General features: G+C 72.1%; 12 protein-coding genes. 9 read left to right on the forward strand and 3 right to left on the reverse strand.

Annotated elements, in window-relative coordinates:
- The first annotated feature begins 511 nt into the window (after positions 1–511).
- The 6 genes from ACSU6M_RS25490 (at position 512) to ACSU6M_RS25515 (ending at position 9,588) form a co-directional block, all read left to right on the forward strand.
- Positions 512–2,428, forward strand: coding sequence for a glycogen debranching N-terminal domain-containing protein (locus ACSU6M_RS25490; RefSeq protein ID WP_437075336.1), 1,917 nt, complete (start codon positions 512–514; stop codon positions 2,426–2,428).
- A 243-nt stretch (positions 2,429–2,671) separates the two neighbouring features.
- Complete coding sequence (locus ACSU6M_RS25495; protein WP_437072595.1) at positions 2,672–3,430, forward strand: NUDIX hydrolase; 759 nt, start codon at positions 2,672–2,674, stop codon at positions 3,428–3,430.
- Positions 3,431–3,548: 118 nt separating this feature from the next.
- Positions 3,549–5,573, forward strand: a complete 2,025-nt coding sequence (locus tag ACSU6M_RS25500) for an ATP-binding cassette domain-containing protein (RefSeq protein ID WP_437072596.1) — start codon at positions 3,549–3,551, stop codon at positions 5,571–5,573.
- Between the two features lie 162 nt (positions 5,574–5,735).
- Positions 5,736–6,623 carry a FadR/GntR family transcriptional regulator gene (locus ACSU6M_RS25505; RefSeq protein WP_437072598.1) on the forward strand — a complete coding sequence of 296 codons (888 nt, stop codon included), beginning with the start codon at positions 5,736–5,738 and terminating at the stop codon, positions 6,621–6,623.
- A gap of 428 nt (positions 6,624–7,051) precedes the next feature.
- On the forward strand, positions 7,052–8,596 hold the full coding sequence (locus ACSU6M_RS25510; protein WP_437072599.1) for an RNA polymerase sigma factor: 1,545 nt from the start codon (positions 7,052–7,054) through the stop codon (positions 8,594–8,596).
- Positions 8,597–8,727: 131 nt separating this feature from the next.
- On the forward strand, positions 8,728–9,588 hold the full coding sequence (locus ACSU6M_RS25515; protein WP_437072600.1) for a S1 family peptidase: 861 nt from the start codon (positions 8,728–8,730) through the stop codon (positions 9,586–9,588).
- A gap of 144 nt (positions 9,589–9,732) precedes the next feature.
- On the opposite strand, the gene ACSU6M_RS25520 is transcribed toward ACSU6M_RS25515, so the two are convergent.
- On the reverse strand, positions 9,733–9,963 hold the full coding sequence (locus ACSU6M_RS25520; protein ID WP_171114502.1) for a DUF7455 domain-containing protein: 231 nt from the start codon (positions 9,961–9,963) through the stop codon (positions 9,733–9,735).
- A gap of 453 nt (positions 9,964–10,416) precedes the next feature.
- Here ACSU6M_RS25520 and ACSU6M_RS25525 point away from each other — a divergent pair, with 453 nt between their 5' ends.
- The 3 genes from ACSU6M_RS25525 to ACSU6M_RS25535 all read left to right on the forward strand — a co-directional run bounded on the left by ACSU6M_RS25525 (position 10,417) and on the right by ACSU6M_RS25535 (position 14,776).
- Positions 10,417–12,540, forward strand: coding sequence for a DNA gyrase/topoisomerase IV subunit B (locus tag ACSU6M_RS25525; RefSeq protein ID WP_437072602.1), 2,124 nt, complete (start codon positions 10,417–10,419; stop codon positions 12,538–12,540).
- Between the two features lie 95 nt (positions 12,541–12,635).
- The gene (locus ACSU6M_RS25530; protein WP_437072603.1) at positions 12,636–13,187 is read left to right on the forward strand and encodes a DUF485 domain-containing protein; all 552 of its coding nucleotides are present in this window, start codon (positions 12,636–12,638) and stop codon (positions 13,185–13,187) included.
- Entirely contained in the window at positions 13,184–14,776 is a 1,593-nt protein-coding gene (locus ACSU6M_RS25535; RefSeq protein ID WP_437072604.1) for a solute symporter family protein, read from the forward strand. Before ACSU6M_RS25530 ends, ACSU6M_RS25535 begins: the two co-directional genes overlap by 4 nt.
- Before the next feature lie 18 nt (positions 14,777–14,794).
- Here the strand turns inward: ACSU6M_RS25535 and ACSU6M_RS25540 are convergent, their stop codons facing one another.
- Both ACSU6M_RS25540 and ACSU6M_RS25545 read right to left on the reverse strand, forming a co-directional pair.
- Positions 14,795–15,475 carry a DUF7342 family protein gene (locus tag ACSU6M_RS25540; protein ID WP_437072605.1) on the reverse strand — a complete coding sequence of 227 codons (681 nt, stop codon included), beginning with the start codon at positions 15,473–15,475 and terminating at the stop codon, positions 14,795–14,797.
- Complete coding sequence (locus tag ACSU6M_RS25545; protein ID WP_437072607.1) at positions 15,472–17,148, reverse strand: ATP-binding protein; 1,677 nt, start codon at positions 17,146–17,148, stop codon at positions 15,472–15,474. Before ACSU6M_RS25545 ends, ACSU6M_RS25540 begins: the two co-directional genes overlap by 4 nt.
- Positions 17,149–17,359 lie beyond the last annotated feature (211 nt).

Here is a 17,359-nt window from a genome sequence, read left to right on the forward strand (position 1 = left end):
CGAGGCGAACCCCGCGCAGAGAAGCCGCCGCATGCATCAGCCGCCCCCGCCCTCCGCCGACGACGCCCGCTACACCACCCGTGGTCCCGCCCCAGCGGGAAGCCCCGTCCCACGACCGGCGGACCGCGCGGGCCGCTACACCCCGGCTGAGGAGACCGACGACCCTCGCATGCCCGCAGGTCGGGATGTGCCCTATGGCAGGGCGGCCGGGCGTGACGAGCCCTATGCCAGGACGGCCGGCACGCCTAACGGCAAGGCAACGGGTTGGGACGCACCCGACGGCAAGGCGCCCGGCTGGGATGCGCCCTACGCCAGGCTGCCCAGCCGCGACGCGCCCAGCCGAAACGCGCCCCACGGCAAGGCGCCCAGCCGAAACGCGCCCCACGACAAGGCACCCGGCCGGGACAAGCCCCGCACCCCCCTGCGGACATCACCCCCCTCCACCCCGCCCCCCGGCACCCTCCCCCCACCCCGCGTCCCGGCCGAACTGCCCCCCGCACACCGCGTGATGATGTGTGTCGCCCTGCCCGGCCTCACCGTCTCCACCGACCAGGGGCAGCTGACCGGCCAAGGGCTGGAAGGCGTCTACCACGCGGGCCGGCGCCTGCTGTCCCGCTGCCAGATCCGGGTGGCCGGACGCGAACCCCTGTCCGTCCAGGCCCGTATGACCGCGGCCGACAGCGTCCGCTTCGTGGGAACGCTCCGCACATCGCCGCACGCCGGCCCCGACCCGGACCTGGTGATCGAGCGGGTCCGTCACGCCGACGGCAGAGAGCGCATCACGGTGCACAGCGCGGCCCCCCGCCCCCTGAGGCTGCCGCTCGAAGTGGCACTCGGCACCGATCTCGCCGCCCTGGGCGCGATCGTCGCCGGTGGCGCCGGACCCGAACTCCCCGCCAGCGTCCACGCCTCGGGGCTGCGCTGGACCGGCCCCGGCGGCGGCTCGGCGATCACCGCGGACCCGCCACCCGCCGACGCCCTGGCCTCCGCCGGACTGCTGCGCTGGGAGCTGGCGATCCCTCCGGGCGGCAGCAGCGCCGTGGAACTACGGGTCCGTGCGGAAGCCGCCGGTGCCACCCGACCGGTGGGGCGTACGGCGACCAGCCCCCTCGCCGCCGCCCAGGCGACCGGCGACGACCCGCGGATCACGACGCTGCTGCGCACCAGCGTCGAGGACCTCCAGGCCCTTCTGCTCAGAGACCCCGTCCACCCCTCCGACACCTACGCGGCGGCCGGCGCTCCCTGGCGCTGCGGCCTCGCCCCGGCCGAGGCGCTGGCCGCCGCCCGCATGGCGCTGCCGCTCGGCACCCGGCTGGCCGCGGGCACCCTACGCAGCCTCGCTCGCACCCAGCTCGCCGGTTTCGGCCCCCAGTCGGGCATGATTCCGGGGCCGCGACGGGACGCGGGCGCGCACCTGCCCCCGAGCTGCACGGGCACCGAGGCGACACTGCTGTTCCCCACGCTGCTGGCCGAGGCCCGCCGATGGGGCCTGCCCGAACAGGAGACGGAGGAACTGCTGCCCGCGGCCGAACGCTGTCTGAGCTGGCTGCGCGGAACCGTCGGCGACGGCGTCTACCTGCCCGACCCGCAGCCCGGCGGTCCCGTGCGCTGCGAGACCCAGGCCCACGCCCACCGGGCCGCGCTCCTGGGCGCCGACCTCCTCGACGCCTGCGGCAGACCGGGCGGTGACGGGCTGAGGGAGTGGGCCCACAGGTTGCGCACGGCGTTCCGGGAGGAGTTCTGGCTGGAGGACCGGGGCGGAGGCCGCCCCGCGGCGGCCCGTGCCCCCGACGGACGCCTGATTCCCCACCTGGGCAGCTCCGCCGCCCACCTCCTGGACACCGGTCTCCTCGGCTCCGGCCGGCTCGCCGACGGACTGCTCGGCAAGGTGCAGACCGAGCAGCTGGCCCGGCTGCTGGGCGGTCCCGCCTGGGACGCGGGCTGGGGTCTGCGCACGCTCGGCGCGAAAGAGCCCGGCTACAACCCTTTCGGCCACCGCACCGGAGCCGTGCGCGTCCACGAGACGGCGGTGGCGGTCGCCGGCCTCGCCGCCGCGGGCTACGAGAAGGAAGCCGCCGCGCTGCTGCGGGGTCTGCTGGCCGCGGCCGAGGCGTTCGACCACCGACTGCCGGAGATGTACGCGGGGGAGCAGCGCACGGGCACGGGCGCTCCGCTTCCCCACCCGGCCGCCTGCCGCCCCGCCGCCACGGCCGCGGCCTCCGGTGTCCTGCTGCTGACCGCCCTCGCGGGCATCCGCCCCGACGCCCCCGCCCGCACGGTCACCCTGCGCCCCCTGCGCGGCGCCCCCCTCGGCGAGATCGGCCTCACCGGACTGAGGATCGCGGGCGCCCCCTTCTCCGTACGAGTGAGCAGACTCGGCCTCGCGATGGTCGAGGAGGCGGCCGACGGACTGCAACTGGGAGGGTGACGCGCGCAGGACGACCGGCTGCGTGACGCTTCTACGACAGCCGGGGCATGCCCACCCCACCACGCTGACCGGCCGTGTGACCTGGAACGACGGGTCTCCGGCACGGCCTGGCAGGCCGCGTCACCACAGGCCGCCACCCACCACCACCCGACCGTGACCCGCAGGCCCGCACGGAGACGATCAGTCGGCGACGAGGCCGAGGAAGGGAGTGTTTATCGTCAGGAAGACGACTATGATCGCGGCATGCCCTACGACCCGTCAGCCTTTCCGCCCTTCGCCGTGACCGTGGACCTGGTCGTGCTGACCGTGCGCCGCCATGCCCTGTGCGCGTTGGCGGTGCGCAGGGGAGAGCCGCCGTTCCAGGGACGGTGGGCACTGCCCGGCGGTTTCGTGCGGGCCGACGAGGATCTGGCGCAGGCCGCGGCACGGGAGCTGGTGGAGGAGACCGGCCTGCACGCCCACGACCCGTCCGAACCGGTCCAGGACAACGGCGCCCACCTGGAACAGCTCGCGACGTACGGCGACCCCAAGCGTGACCCCCGGATGCGTGTGGTGAGCGTCGCGCACCTCGCTCTCGCCCCCGACCTGCCCGCGCCGCGCGCCGGAGGCGACGCCAGCAACGCCCGCTGGGCCCCGGTCGAGGAACTGCTGGAGCAGGGCGGCTACGGCCGCGACGGCGAACCCGTGGCGCCGCTCGCCTTCGACCACGCGCAGATCCTGGCCGACGGAGTCGAGCGGGCCCGCTCCAAGATCGAGTACTCGTCGCTGGCGACGGCGTTCTGCCCGCCGGAGTTCACCGTCGGCGAGCTGCGCCGGGTCTACGAGGCGGTGTGGGGCGTGGCCCTCGATCCGCGCAACTTCCACCGCAAGGTGACGGGTACGCCGGGGTTCCTGGTGCCCACGGGTGGTACCACCACGCGCCAGGGCGGCCGCCCCGCCCAGCTCTTCCGGGCCGGAGGCGCCACACTGCTCAACCCGCCGATGCTGCGTCCCGAGGTGTGAGCCGACACCGGCCGACCTGAGGGGCGAGGGGCGCAGGAGGGCGACCACGTCGTCGCACCCCCACCAGCAGACCGCCCGATGCCCGAAAAACCGGACATAGCACGCTATCTTGCTGCGGGTGATCCAGGCCTTCGGACTGACCAGCAACTCCCGCAAGGACCTTCCGCCCGCCGTCGACGACGTCACGTTCGAAGCGCGCGCGGGCCGTCTCACCGCGCTGCTCGGGGCGCCGGGTTCGGGCAGGACGACCGCCCTCAGACTCATGCTTGAGCTCCAACAGGGCCGCGGCATCACCTACTTCAGAGGCAGACCCCTGCACCGCATCGCCCACCCCTCGCGCGAGGTCGGGGTGCTGCTGGGCGATGTGCCCGGCCACCCGGCCCGCACCGTGCGGGGGCACCTGCGCATGCTCTGCGCCGCGGCGGGCGTACCCGTGCGACGGGCCGACGAAGTGCTCGAAGTGGTGGGCCTCGTCAGCCTGCGCGACGAACGCCTCGGCACCCTCTCGCGCGCCATGGACCGCCGCCTCGGCCTCGGCTGCGCCCTGCTGTCCGACCCGCACACCCTGGTCCTGGACGAGCCGACCGACGGACTCTCCGCGCGCGAAAGCCGTTGGCTCTACGGAGTGCTGCGCGCCCACGCGGCCCAGGGCGGCACCGTCCTCCTCACCGTCACCGACCCCAAGGAGGCCGCCCGCACCGCCGACCGGATCGTCACGCTCGAGCAGGGCAGGGTCGTCGCCGACCAGGACGCCCAGGACTTCGCCCGGACCCGCCTGCGCCCCCGCGTCGCCGTCCGCACCCCGCACGCCGCCCGTCTCGCGGCCCTGCTCACCAAGGAGGCCCGCACCACGCGGCGCTCCGTCGAGGTCGTACGAGAAGGCGGCAACCGCCTCTTCGTGTACGGCAGCACCTGCGCCGACGTAGGCGAAACCGCCTTCCGGCACGGCATCCTCGTCCACCAACTCGCCGACGAGATCGGCGACATGGGGGCCCTCGCGGCCAGGGGCACCGAAGAGGCCGAGCCGACCGCGCTGGATCCCGCCCGTGCCACATCCGGCCCGGAGCGCATCACCCTCAGTGCCCAGCGCACCGCCACCGAAGCCGCCCCGGCAAGCCTCTCCGCCGCCGAGGCCCGACACCCGCAAGCGGAATCTCCGGACGGCAAGGGCGTCCAGCCGGAAGCCGCCCCCAGGAACGAGGAGGCCACCCAGGCAACATCAGCCACAGAGGCATCAGCTGACTCCCAAGCCACCCCATCCACCCCAGCCTCCGACACCGCGTCAACCGCCGAGTCAACCGCCTCGTCTCCCCCCGCCCCCCACCCCCTCCCCACCCTCCCCTCCCTCCCACCCCCCATCTCCGTCCGCTCCGCCCCCAGCCCCCTCCGCCCCCTGCGCTACGAACTGCGCAGGGCGACCGGCATCGGCACGGGATTCCTCACCGGCGCCGCCGTCCTGGTCGTCTCCGCGCTGACCGCCGTGATCGCGGCGCGGGTCGGGCACACACCGCAGGCGCGGCTGCTCGCCGCGTGGCCCCAGGAACTGCCGCTTCCGCCGGCGGCGCTCGGGGCGGGGCTGCTGGGGGCGCTGGCGTTCGGGGACGAGTTCCGCCACCCCGCGTTGGCGGCGGATCGCGGGACGGTGCCGCGGCGGCTCGGGCTGTTGGCCGCCAAGCTCCTCGTCTCCGCGGGGACCGCCCTGGTCCTGGCCGTGCTGACCGTGGGCTGCGATGCCGAGGTGCTCTATCTCGTATACGGACGGGAGCTCGCGAAGGTTCCCGCGGACTGGCTTTCGCTCTGTGTGAGTTGGGTGGGTCTGGTGGTCGGGTGTGCGTGGGCCGGTGTGCTGGCGGCCGGGATCTTCCGGTCGACGACGGCGGGGCTGGCGGCCGTCGTCGCGGTGCCCGTCGTGGTCGTACCGCTCGTACACAAGGTCCTGGAGGGACCGTCCGTGCGAACCGCCGCGGGGTTTCCGATGCGGCTGCGGGAGCTGCTGCTGTCGCAGTGGCCCTTCGGTGGAGAGCGCTATCTCGCCGGGCTGGCGCGGGTGATCGGTCAACCTGTGGGTGGTGCGCTGACGTTGTCGCTCACCGCGTTGTTCTGCGCGTATCTGCTCACGGCGGTGCGCAGCAGGGTGCGATGACGGGGTTCGGGGCGGTTCCGGACACAGGCTGCGCACAACTCCCCGCAGAACGCCCATTTCTTTCCGATAAGGCGTCAATTGCGACGCCGTGAGCGATCACCCTTTCGTGTGCTTTTCACCAAAGCCCTCAAGGGAGTTGAGGACAGCGCCGACAAAGGATCCGTGAGTACCCTTGCGCACACCATGATGACCCCCGCCCGCACCGCCGACGCCGGCCTCGCCGGTCCGGGCGAACTCGACCGCTACCCCTACGCGGAGGCTCCCGTCGCCGACCGTGTCGGGCCCCCCGCCTGGGAGGGCGCGGACCCCGAGCTGGGCCGCGTGGGCCGGCGCGCCGCGGGCAGCCGCGGACGCGGACTGCACGGCCAACTCGTCCAGCAGCTGGGTCAGATGATCGTCTCGGGCGACCTGGGCGCCGACCGCCCGCTGGTGCCCGAGGAGATCGGCCAGCGTTTCGAGGTGTCCCGCACCGTCGTCCGCGAGTCGCTGCGCGTCCTGGAGGCCAAGGGCCTGGTCAGCGCCCGCCCGAACGTGGGCACGCGCGTGCGTCCCGTCAGTGACTGGAACCTCCTCGATCCGGACATCATCGAATGGCGCGCCTTCGGGCCGCAGCGCGACGACCAGCGCCGCGAGCTCAGCGAGCTGCGCTGGACGATCGAGCCGCTGGCCGCGCGCCTGGCGGCCGGGCACGGCCGGGAGGAGGTCCAGCAGCGGCTGGCCGACATGGTCGAGATCATGGGGCACGCCATGGCGCAGGGCGACGCGCTGACCTTCTCGCGCGCCGACGCCGAGTTCCACTCGCTGCTGATCCAGGTCGCCGGCAACCGCATGCTGGAGCACCTCTCGGGGATCGTCTCGGCGGCCCTCCAGGTCTCCGGCGGTCCGGTCACGGGCTGTGACCGGCCGAACGAGGCATCGCTCGCGCACCACGGCCGGATCGTCGACGCCCTCGGCGCTGGCGACGGCGCCGCGGCCGAGGCGGCCATGCGGCAGCTGCTCACGGTCCATCCAGAGGTGGAGCGCGTCGTGCCCGCCCCGCGCGAGCACTGACCGCGCGCCACGGGCGGTCCCGGCCGGGGATGCCTCCCCCCTCCTGGGGCGTCGCCGGACGGCGGACCGCTCCCCGTCGGACCCCGCAGGACCCCCCGGTTCCTGCGGGGTCCGACGGCGCGAAGGCACGGGCCGCTGCCCGACTCGGTCCGGATCGCGCACGACACTGGCCTTGTTTGCCCACACCTGACCGCTTTTGAGTGCTTACGGGGTGTGACTCGGGCCACGCGGATTGGGCGTAACGCTCGGGGAAGCTGCGCGATGACCTAAGAGGTGACAGCCGCGGAGGGAATACGGACGCCATGAAAGGCGCTGTGCATCTTCCCGGCCCCCGCCCGCGCCGTCGGCCCATCCCCAAGCCGGCGGTCGGCTCCTGTCCGCCGTGGACGGGGCCGGAAGCCGTTTTCCAACGTTCCGAGAGGTTGTTCGTGTCGGCCAGCACATCCCGTACGCTCCCGCCGGAGATCGCCGAGTCCGTCTCTGTCATGGCGCTCATTGAGCGGGGAAAGGCTGAGGGGCAGATCGCCGGCGATGACGTGCGTCGGGCCTTCGAAGCTGACCAGATTCCGGCCACTCAGTGGAAGAACGTACTGCGCAGCCTCAACCAGATCCTCGAGGAAGAGGGTGTGACGCTGATGGTCAGTGCCGCAGAGCCCAAGCGCACCCGAAAGAGCGTCGCAGCGAAGAGTCCGGCCAAGCGCACCGCCACCAAGACGGTCGCGGCGAAGACGGTGACCACGAGGAAGGCCACCGCCACCACGGCCGCTGCCCCGGCTGCGCCTGCCGCGGACCCCGCCGTCGACCCCGCCGAGGAAGCCGCGCCCGCCAAGAAGGCAGCGGCGAAGAAGACCACCGCCAAGAAGGCGGCCGCCAAGAAGACCACCGCCAAGAAGACCGCGGCGAAGAAGACCACGGCCAAGAAGGACGACCCCGAGCTCATCGAGGAAGAGGTCCTGGAGGACGCCAAGGTCGGCGACGAGCCGGAGGGCACCGAGAGCGCCGGCTTCGTCCTCTCCGACGAGGACGAGGACGACGCGCCCGCGCAGCAGGTCGCCGCCGCCGGTGCCACCGCCGACCCGGTCAAGGACTACCTCAAGCAGATCGGCAAGGTCCCCCTGCTCAACGCCGAGCAGGAGGTCGAGCTCGCCAAGCGCATCGAGGCGGGCCTCTTCGCCGAGGACAAGCTGTCCAACGCCGACAAGCTGGCCCCCAAGCTCAAGCGCGAGCTGGAGATCATCGCCGAGGACGGCCGCCGCGCCAAGAACCACCTGCTGGAGGCCAACCTCCGCCTCGTGGTCTCCCTCGCCAAGCGCTACACCGGCCGCGGCATGCTCTTCCTGGACCTCATCCAGGAGGGCAACCTCGGTCTGATCCGCGCGGTCGAGAAGTTCGACTACACCAAGGGCTACAAGTTCTCCACGTACGCCACCTGGTGGATCCGTCAGGCGATCACCCGCGCCATGGCCGACCAGGCCCGCACCATCCGTATCCCGGTGCACATGGTCGAGGTCATCAACAAGCTCGCGCGCGTGCAGCGCCAGATGCTCCAGGACCTGGGCCGCGAGCCCACCCCGGAGGAGCTGGCCAAGGAGCTCGACATGACCCCGGAGAAGGTCATCGAGGTCCAGAAGTACGGCCGCGAGCCCATCTCGCTGCACACCCCGCTCGGCGAGGACGGCGACAGCGAGTTCGGTGACCTCATCGAGGACTCCGAGGCCGTCGTCCCGGCCGACGCGGTCAGCTTCACGCTCCTCCAGGAGCAGCTGCACTCCGTCCTCGACACCCTGTCCGAGCGCGAGGCGGGCGTCGTCTCCATGCGCTTCGGTCTCACCGACGGTCAGCCGAAGACCCTCGACGAGATCGGCAAGGTCTACGGCGTCACGCGTGAGCGCATCCGCCAGATCGAGTCCAAGACCATGTCGAAGCTGCGCCACCCGTCCCGTTCGCAGGTGCTGCGCGACTACCTCGACTAGGTCGCGGTCGTACGACGGTCAGGGCCCGGTTCCCGAGAGGGAGCCGGGCCCTTTGCTGTGGCGCGGGTGCGGCGCGCGTGACCCTGGAACACTCTGAGTGTCCGATGAAACACCTTGAGTGAGGAGCATGTATGCGTCGCCCCTTTGTCCGAGCCCTGGCCCGGCCGCTGGTCCTGGCGGCCGCGGTGACCGCCATACCGCTGATGTCCGCCGCCCCCACGGCCGCCCGTGGTGTGGTGGTGGGCGGATACCCCGTCGACATCTCCCAGGGTCCCTGGACGGTCGCGCTGTCCAGCCGTGACCGGTTCGGCGGTACGCGCGCGGGACAGTTCTGCGGCGGTGTGGCGGTCGGGCGGACCACCGTCCTGACCGCGGCCCACTGCCTGAGCCAGCAGGTCCTCGGGGGGCCACCGGAGCGCGTGCGCGATCTCAAGGTGATCACGGGGCGCACCGATCTCAGAACGCGGGACGGGCAGGAGATCGCGGTGCGGGAGGTCTGGGTGAACCCGGGCTACGACAGCGGCAGCAACGCCGGGGACTTCGCCGTGCTCAGACTCGCCGACTCGGTAGCGCAGGACGCGGTGGCCCCCATGGCGGGCGCGGGCGATCCCGCCTACACGCCGGGCACGGCCGCGAAGGTCTTCGGGTGGGGTGATGTCACGGGATCCGGCGACTACGCGTACAGCCTGCGCGCCGCCGATGTGCAGGTGCTGGCGGACCGGATGTGCAGCGAGGCGTATCCGGGCAGCGTGGAGGGCGCCTACCAGGCCGACAGCATGGTGTGCGCCGGTGAACCGGAGGGCGGGCCGGACGCCTGTCAGGGGGACAGCGGGGGACCGCTGGTCGCCCAGGGGCGCCTGATCGGGCTGGTGTCCTGGGGGAGCGGGTGCGGCCGGGCCGGCAGCCCTGGCGTCTACACGCGCGTGTCCGAGGTCGTCCGGACGCTGGGATGGGGTGACGAGGGGGCCGCGGGCACCGCTGGAGGCGCCTGAGGGGGCCTGGCCGCGTCACTGCGGCCCGCGCGGCAGGAGCGGCGGGTCACGCGGCTCACGAGCACGGGCGGCGGCCCCTGAGGACCAGGGGCCGCCGCCCGTCCACCGGTCTGGCCGGTGCTGGCTCGTCGTGGCCGCGAAAGGTCAGCGCTCTTCTTCGGAGGCGGTGTTGGGAACGGCCGTCAGCCGCTCCGTCTCGTCCTGTATCTCAGCGGCGATCTTCTTGAGTTCCGGCTCGAACTTGCGACCGTGGTGGGCGCAGAAGAGCAGTTCTCCGCCGCTCAGCAGGACGACGCGCAGGTATGCCTGGGCGCCGCAGCGGTCGCAGCGATCAGCGGCCGTCAGCGGGCTCGCGGGGGTCAGAACAGTAGTCACGTCGCCTCTTCTCTAGCTCGACGAGCTGTCGTACCAGGGTCAACATCCAACCAGCCCGGATTCGTTCCCGCTCGGGGCTTTCTCTGGAAAAAATCTTTCCGAGTGGTTGTCTGCTGCCGGTTGGCGGCGAATGTGCCGTAGTGCGTGTCTCTGTGTCGTACGGGTTCGCGCTGTCAGTCGTGGTCTGGTCGTGGTGTCCGGTCCTCCGGCTGGCTTGCCGGTTGTTCATGAGGACGTGCCCGGAGCCTAAATGGTTCATGCGCCGAAGGGAACGTGATATGTACTTCACCCCATCGAGGGATCGAACACCTATACGAGCCTGGACTAGTCTGTGTCCCGTGTGAGGGTGGCGTTACAACGGCTCTACCAGGGCTCGGTACCCTCTGTGCGGCAACCGAAGCCCCGCCCTTACCCAGAAGGGCACCACCTGAAATTCAGCGAGGAGCGAACCGCGTGACCGCCGAGACGTCCGTGCCGTCCACAGCGCTGCTGGCAGGAGCAGACCGGGACGGTTCCAACTACACCGCGCGGCACCTGCTCGTCCTCGAGGGCCTCGAGGCCGTACGCAAGCGCCCGGGCATGTACATCGGATCCACCGACAGCCGCGGTCTGATGCACTGCCTGTGGGAGATCATCGACAACTCCGTGGACGAGGCCCTCGGGGGCTACTGCGACCACATCGAGGTGATCCTCCACGACGACGCCTCGGTGGAGGTGCGTGACAACGGCCGGGGCATCCCGGTCGACGTCGAGCCCAAGACCGGCCTGTCCGGCGTCGAGGTTGTCATGACCAAGCTCCACGCGGGCGGCAAGTTCGGCGGCGGCTCCTACGCCGCCTCCGGCGGTCTGCACGGCGTCGGCGCCTCTGTGGTCAACGCCCTGTCCGCGCGCCTCGACGTCGAGGTCGACCGCGGCGGCCACACCCACGCCATCAGCTTCCGGCGCGGTGTGCCGGGCGTCTTCGCGGCGATCGGCCCGGACGCGAAGTTCGAGGCCAAGGGCGGACTGCGCAAGACCAAGAAGCTGCCCAAGACCCGTACCGGCACGCGCGTGCGCTACTGGGCCGACCGCCAGATCTTCCTCAAGGACGCCAAGCTCAACCTGGAGACCCTCCACCAGCGCGCCCGGCAGACCGCGTTCCTGGTGCCCGGCCTGACCATCGTCGTCCGCGACGAGTACGGCCTGGGCGAGGGCGGCAGCAAGGGCGAGGAGTCCTTCCGCTACGACGGCGGCATCAGCGAGTTCTGCGAGTACCTGGCCGCCGACAAGGGCATCTGCGACATCCTCCGCTTCACCGGCCAGGGCACCTTCAAGGAGACCGTCCCCGTCCTCGACGAGCACGGCCAGATGACGCCCACCGAGGTCACCCGCGAGCTCGGTGTCGACGTCGCCCTGCGCTGGGGGACCGGCTACGAGACGACCGTCAGGTCGTTCGTCAACATCATCGCCACTCCCAAGGGCGGCACCCATGTCGCCGGTTTCGAGCAGGCGATCACCAAGACGGTGAACGAGGTGCTGCGGGCCAAGAAGCTGCTGCGCGTCGCCGAGGACGACGTCGTCAAGGACGACGCCCTGGAGGGCCTGACCGCGGTCGTCACCGTCCGGCTCGCCGAGCCGCAGTTCGAGGGGCAGACCAAGGAGGTGCTCGGCACCTCGGCGGCCCGCCGCATCGTGAACAACGTGGTCTCCAAGGAGCTCAAGGCGTTCCTGACCGCCACCAAGCGGGACGCGGCCCAGCAGTCCCGGGTGGTCCTGGAGAAGGTCGTCGCCGCGGCCCGTACCCGTATCGCCGCACGTCAGCACAAGGACGCCCAGCGCCGTAAGACGGCCCTGGAGTCCTCGTCGCTGCCCGCGAAGCTGGCCGACTGCCGCAGCGACGACGTCGACCGCAGCGAGCTGTTCATCGTCGAGGGCGACTCCGCGCTGGGCACCGCCAAGCTCGCCCGGAACTCCGAGTTCCAGGCGCTGCTGCCGATCCGCGGCAAGATCCTCAACGTCCAGAAGTCGTCCGTCACCGACATGCTGAAGAACGCCGAGTGCGGCGCGATCATCCAGGTCATAGGAGCCGGCTCGGGCCGGACCTTCGACATCGACGCGGCCCGCTACGGCAAGATCATCATGATGACCGACGCCGATGTGGACGGCTCCCACATCCGCTGTCTGCTGCTGACGCTCTTCCAGCGCTACATGCGGCCCATGGTCGAGGCCGGCCGGGTCTTCGCCGCCGTGCCGCCGCTGCACCGGATCGAGCTCGTCCAGCCCAAGAAGGGCCAGGACAAGTACGTCTACACGTACTCGGACCGCGAGCTGCGCGACACCCTCATGGAGTTCCAGAGCAAGGGCATCCGCTACAAGGACTCCATCCAGCGCTACAAGGGTCTGGGCGAGATGGACGCCGACCAGCTGGCCGAGACCACCATGGACCCGCGCCACCGCACCCTGCGCCGGATCAACCTGTCCGACCTGGAGGCCGCCGAACAGGTCTTCGACCTGCTCATGGGCAACGACGTGGCGCCGCGCAAGGAGTTCATCTCCAGCTCGGCCGCGACGCTCGACCGCTCCCGTATCGACGCCTGACCGTCCCGCTCCCGCGCGGGGGACACGTCACCTGAAGGGGTGAACAGCCCGAGGAAGAAGAGCCGGGGATCTTCCCGTTCTGTCCATCCTTGGGCATGCACTCAACCAACGGCCGTCCCCGCGCGGGCGGGGACGGTCCCCGCAGAACGGCGGACCGTCACGAGGTCCGGGAACGGCCGCCCGCCGACGCCTCCGGGCCGGTGGGCTACGACGACCCCTGGTACGACGCGCTCGCCGCGGACTGGGGCGAGTCGGACGAGGCCGTGGGCGCCGTGCCCCACGCGCGCGTGGGAGACCGCGACGGGGCCCTCGCGGCGGCCGACGCGTACCTCGTGGTCCAGCGCAGCGCCGCCTTCCAGGAGGTGCGCAGCCGCTACCGCGGCTTCGTCGTCCCGGCTGTCATCGGCTTCCTCGTCTGGTACCTGGGCTACCTCGTGGCGGCCACGACCGCGCCCGGACTGATGGCCCGGCCGGTCGTCGGCGCGGTGAACGTGGCGATGCTCGCCGGGCTCGCGCAGTTCCTCACCACCTTCGCCCTCACCTGGGCCTACGCCCGCCACGCCCGGCTGCGCCGGGACCGTGCGGCACTCGAACTGCGCTGGGACACCCAGGAACTGACCCGCGGCGCCCGAGGCGGTGGCCTGTGACGGACGATCATCAGACCCTGGCACTGGTGCTGTTCAGCGCGTTCGTCGCCGTCACCCTCGGGATCACCACCTGGGTGAGCCGCGACCGGCACGGCTCCGCCGAGGAGTTCTACGTCGGCGGACGGCTCTTCTCGCCCATGGAGAATGGTTTTGCCATCGCCGGCGACTACATGTCGGCGGCCTCCTTCCTCGGCATCTCCGGACTGATCGCCCTGTACGGCTACGACGGACTGCTGTACTCGGTGGGCTTCCTGGTCGCCTGGCTCCTGGTCCTGCTGCTGGTCGCCGAACTGGTACGCAACTGCGGGCGCTTCACCCTCGCCGACGTGGTCGCCGCGCGCATGCGCGAGCGGCCGGTGCGGATCGCGGCGGGAACTTCCTCGGTCGTCGTGTCCGTTCTCTATCTGGTGGCGCAGATGGTGGGGGCGGGCAGCCTGGTCGCGCTGCTGCTGGGCGGTACGAGCGAGGCGGCGCAGGCATGGACGGTCGTCGGGGTCGGCGCGCTCATGGTGATCTATGTGTCGTGGGGAGGGATGCGGGCCACCACCTGGATCCAGATCGTCAAGGCGGTCCTGCTCATGGGCGGGGCGGTCGCCCTGACCGTGCTCGTCCTCGTGCGGTTCCACGGGGACTTCGACCACCTGCTGCGCAGCGCGGCCGAGCGCAGCGGGCACGGCGAGAAGTTCCTGGCACCCGGACTCAAGTACGGCGGGGACTGGACCGCGCGGTTCGACTTCATCAGCCTCGGCCTGGCCCTCGTGCTGGGCACGGCCGGGCTGCCGCACATCCTGTCGCGGTTCTACACCGTGCCCACCGCGCGGGCCGCCCGGCGGTCGGTGGTCTGGGCGATCGGGCTCATCGGCGGCTTCTACCTGATGACCATCGTGCTCGGCTTCGGCGCGGCCGCGATCGTCGGACCGGACGCCGTACGCGGCTCCAACGCGGCCGGCAACACCGCCGTACCGCTGCTCGCGCTCGATCTGGGCGGCGGTGCGGACTCCACGGGCGGAACGGTTCTCTTCGCGATCGTCGCCGCCGTCGCCTTCGCCACCATCCTCGCGGTCGTCGCCGGGATCACCCTCGCCTCGTCGGCGTCCGTGGCCCACGACCTCTATGCCTCCCTGCGGCGCCGGCACGCCGAGCCGCGCAGCGAGGTCGCGGTGGCCCGGATCGCCGCGGTGGGCGTCGGCGTGGTCGCGATCGCGCTGGGCCTGCTGGCCAGGGATCTGAACGTGGCGTTCCTCGTCGGCCTCGCCTTCGCCGTCGCCGCGTCCGCGAACCTGCCGGTGCTGCTCTACTCGCTGTTCTGGCGCGGCTTCACCACACGCGGTGCCGTCTGGTCGGTGTACGGCGGGCTGATCCCGGCCCTGCTGCTGGTGCTGCTGTCGCCCGTGGTGTCCGGCAGCCCCGGCGCGCTGTTCCCCGGCGTCGACTTCCAGGTCTTCCCGCTGGAGAACCCGGGTCTTGTGTCCATCCCGCTGGGCTTCCTCGCCGGCTGGGTCGGCACGGTCACCTCCGCGGAGGAGGCGGACGAGGCCAAGCACGCGGAGACCGAGGTGCGCTCGCTCACCGGGGCGGGGGCCGCGTAGCCGCCGTACCGGCGCGGGTCAGGACCGGGTCGCCCAGACGTACCGGTGCTCGGGGCGGCCCGCGTCGCCGTACTTCAGGGTCAGCGTGGCGCGGCCCGTGCGCTCCAGGAGCTTCAGATAGCGCTGGGCGGTCTGCCGGCTCACTCCCGTGCGCTCGGCGATCTCCTGGGCCGACAGCGGGCCGTCGGCGTGCATCAGCGCCTGACGCACCAGCTCGGCGGTGGTGGGGGAGTGGCCCTTGGGCAGATCGGGCTCCGTCGGCGCGGACAGCGCGCCGAAGATCCGGTCGACCTCGGCCTGCTCGGCCTCACCGCCGCCGTCCAGAGTGCGGCGCAGCTGGGCGTACGCCTCCAGCTTGCTGCGCAACCCCTGGAACGCGAACGGCTTGACCAGGTACTGCAACGCCCCCTGCCGCATGGCCTCCTGGACCGTGGAGACGTCCCGTGCCGCGGTCACCATGATCACGTCCGTGCGGTGCCCGCGCCGGCGCATCTCCCGGACGACCTCCAGGCCCGTCTCGTCCGGCAGATAGTGGTCCATGAGGACCAGGTCGAGGCGGGGCAGCTCCTCCAGCCGGCGCAGTGCCTCGGCCGCGCTGTGCGCCTCGCCCGCGACATGGAACCCCGGCACCTTCTCGACGTACGCGGCGTTCACGCGCGCCACCCTGGTGTCGTCGTCCACGACCAGGACCTCGATCATCGGGACTCCTCCTCGGCACCCGCCCGCTCGACGGACGGCACGGACACGGCGGCCTCCAGGTCCGGCTCGGCCAGCGCCTCGGGCAGCACGACGGTGAACTCCGCGCCCCCGCCGGGCGCCTCGCCCACGGTCGCGCTGCCGCCCTGGCGCTCGGCGAGCCTGCGCACCAGGGACAGCCCGAGGCCGCGCTCCCGGTGCGCCGGGCGCTCCTTGGTGGACCAGCCCTCCGTGAAGATCAGTTCCCGCCGCTCCGGCGGGACACCGGGACCTGTGTCGCGTACCTGGAGCACGACCGCGCGTCCCTCCGTGTGCAGTTCGACCTCCACGCGCGCGTGCGGGGTGCCCGCGGCGGCGTCCAGGGCGTTGTCCACCAGGTTGCCGACGACGGTGACCAGCCCACGGGGGTCCACCAGCCGGTCCGGGAGCCGGGTGCGGTCCGACACCCACAGGGCCACCCCGCGCTCGGCCGCGACGGTGGCCTTGCCGACCAGGACCGCGGCCAGCAGCGGATCGTGGATCCGCTCGGTGACCTGCTCGGCCGTGGCCCGGTGGTCGCCGACGACCTCGCCGACGAACTCCACGGCGTCGTCGTACATCTCCAGCTCCAGCAGACCCAGCAGGGTGTGCATACGGTTGGCGTGCTCGTGGTCCTGGGCGCGCAGGGCGTCGATCAGGCCACGCGTCGAGTCCAGCTCCCGGCCGAGCTGCTCCAGCTCGGTGCGGTCGCGCAGGGTGGCCACGGCGCCGCCGTCGTCGGTCGGCATGCGGTTGGCGACCAGCACGCGCGGACCGCTGACCGTCAGCAGATCGGTGCCGGTGACCCGGCCCGCCAGCACGTCGGCCGTACGTCCCGCCCCGAGCGCCTCGTCCGGGGAGCGGCCCACGGACTCCTCCCCGATGCCCAGCAGACGCTGCGCCTCGTCGTTCAGCAGCCGGATACGGCCGGCGCGGTCCAGGGCGACGACCCCTTCCCGGATGCCGTGCAGCATCGCCTCGCGCTCCGCGAGCAGCCCGGAGATGTCGGAGAAGGCCAGGTCCCGCGTCTGCCGCTGCACCCGGCGGGAGATGAGCCACGCGGCCAGGGCGCCGACGGCCAGAGCGCCGCCCGCGTAGGCGAACAGCCCCGGAATCGCGTGGATCAGCCGCGCCCGGACACTGTCGTACGCGATCCCGACCGAGACCGCCCCCACGATCTCGCCCTCGCTGTCGCGCAACGGCACCTTGCCGCGCGCGGAGCGGCCCAGGGTGCCCTCGTCGATCTCCATGACCTCATGGCCGGACAGGGCCTGACTGGGGTCGGTCGAGACCCGGCGGCCGACCTCCGAGGGCTCGGTGTGCGACCAGCGCACGCCGCGGCGGTCCATCACGACGATGTACTCGGCCCCCGTCGCCTCCCGGATCCGCTCGGCCTCGCGCTGCACGGGACCGTCGGCCGTCGGGGGCGTGCTCGCGACCTCCTCGGCGAGCTGCGGCTGCGCGGCCGTCGTCTGCGCGATGGCCAGGGCGCGGCGCATCGCCTGGTCGTCCAGCTGGTCGCTGAGCGGCGCGAGGAACAGGCCGGTGGCGAGCACCGCGACTCCCGCGGCGATCGCCACCTGCATGAGCAGCACCTGCGAGAACACCCGGCGCGGCAGGCCGAGCCGCAGGCGGCGTGCGGGGGGAGTGGAGCTCATACCCATGACGGTACGTGGACGGGGCCGGGCTGCCGCAATGGTGTGCGGTTGATCTCTTGATCAAGGCCGGTGTGTTGATCAATGTGTGGGTGCGGTGGTGCGGTGGTGCGGTGGTGCGGTGGTGCGGTGGTGCGGTGGTGCGGTGGTGCGGTGGTGCGGTCGTGCCGTGGCGCCCCAAGGCGGGCCGACGCCGGGCGGCGGCTCGCGGGCC

Origin of the sequence: Streptomyces sp. enrichment culture (assembly GCF_964272895.1) — a bacterium.
In the GTDB taxonomy this organism is placed as follows: domain Bacteria; phylum Actinomycetota; class Actinomycetes; order Streptomycetales; family Streptomycetaceae; genus Streptomyces.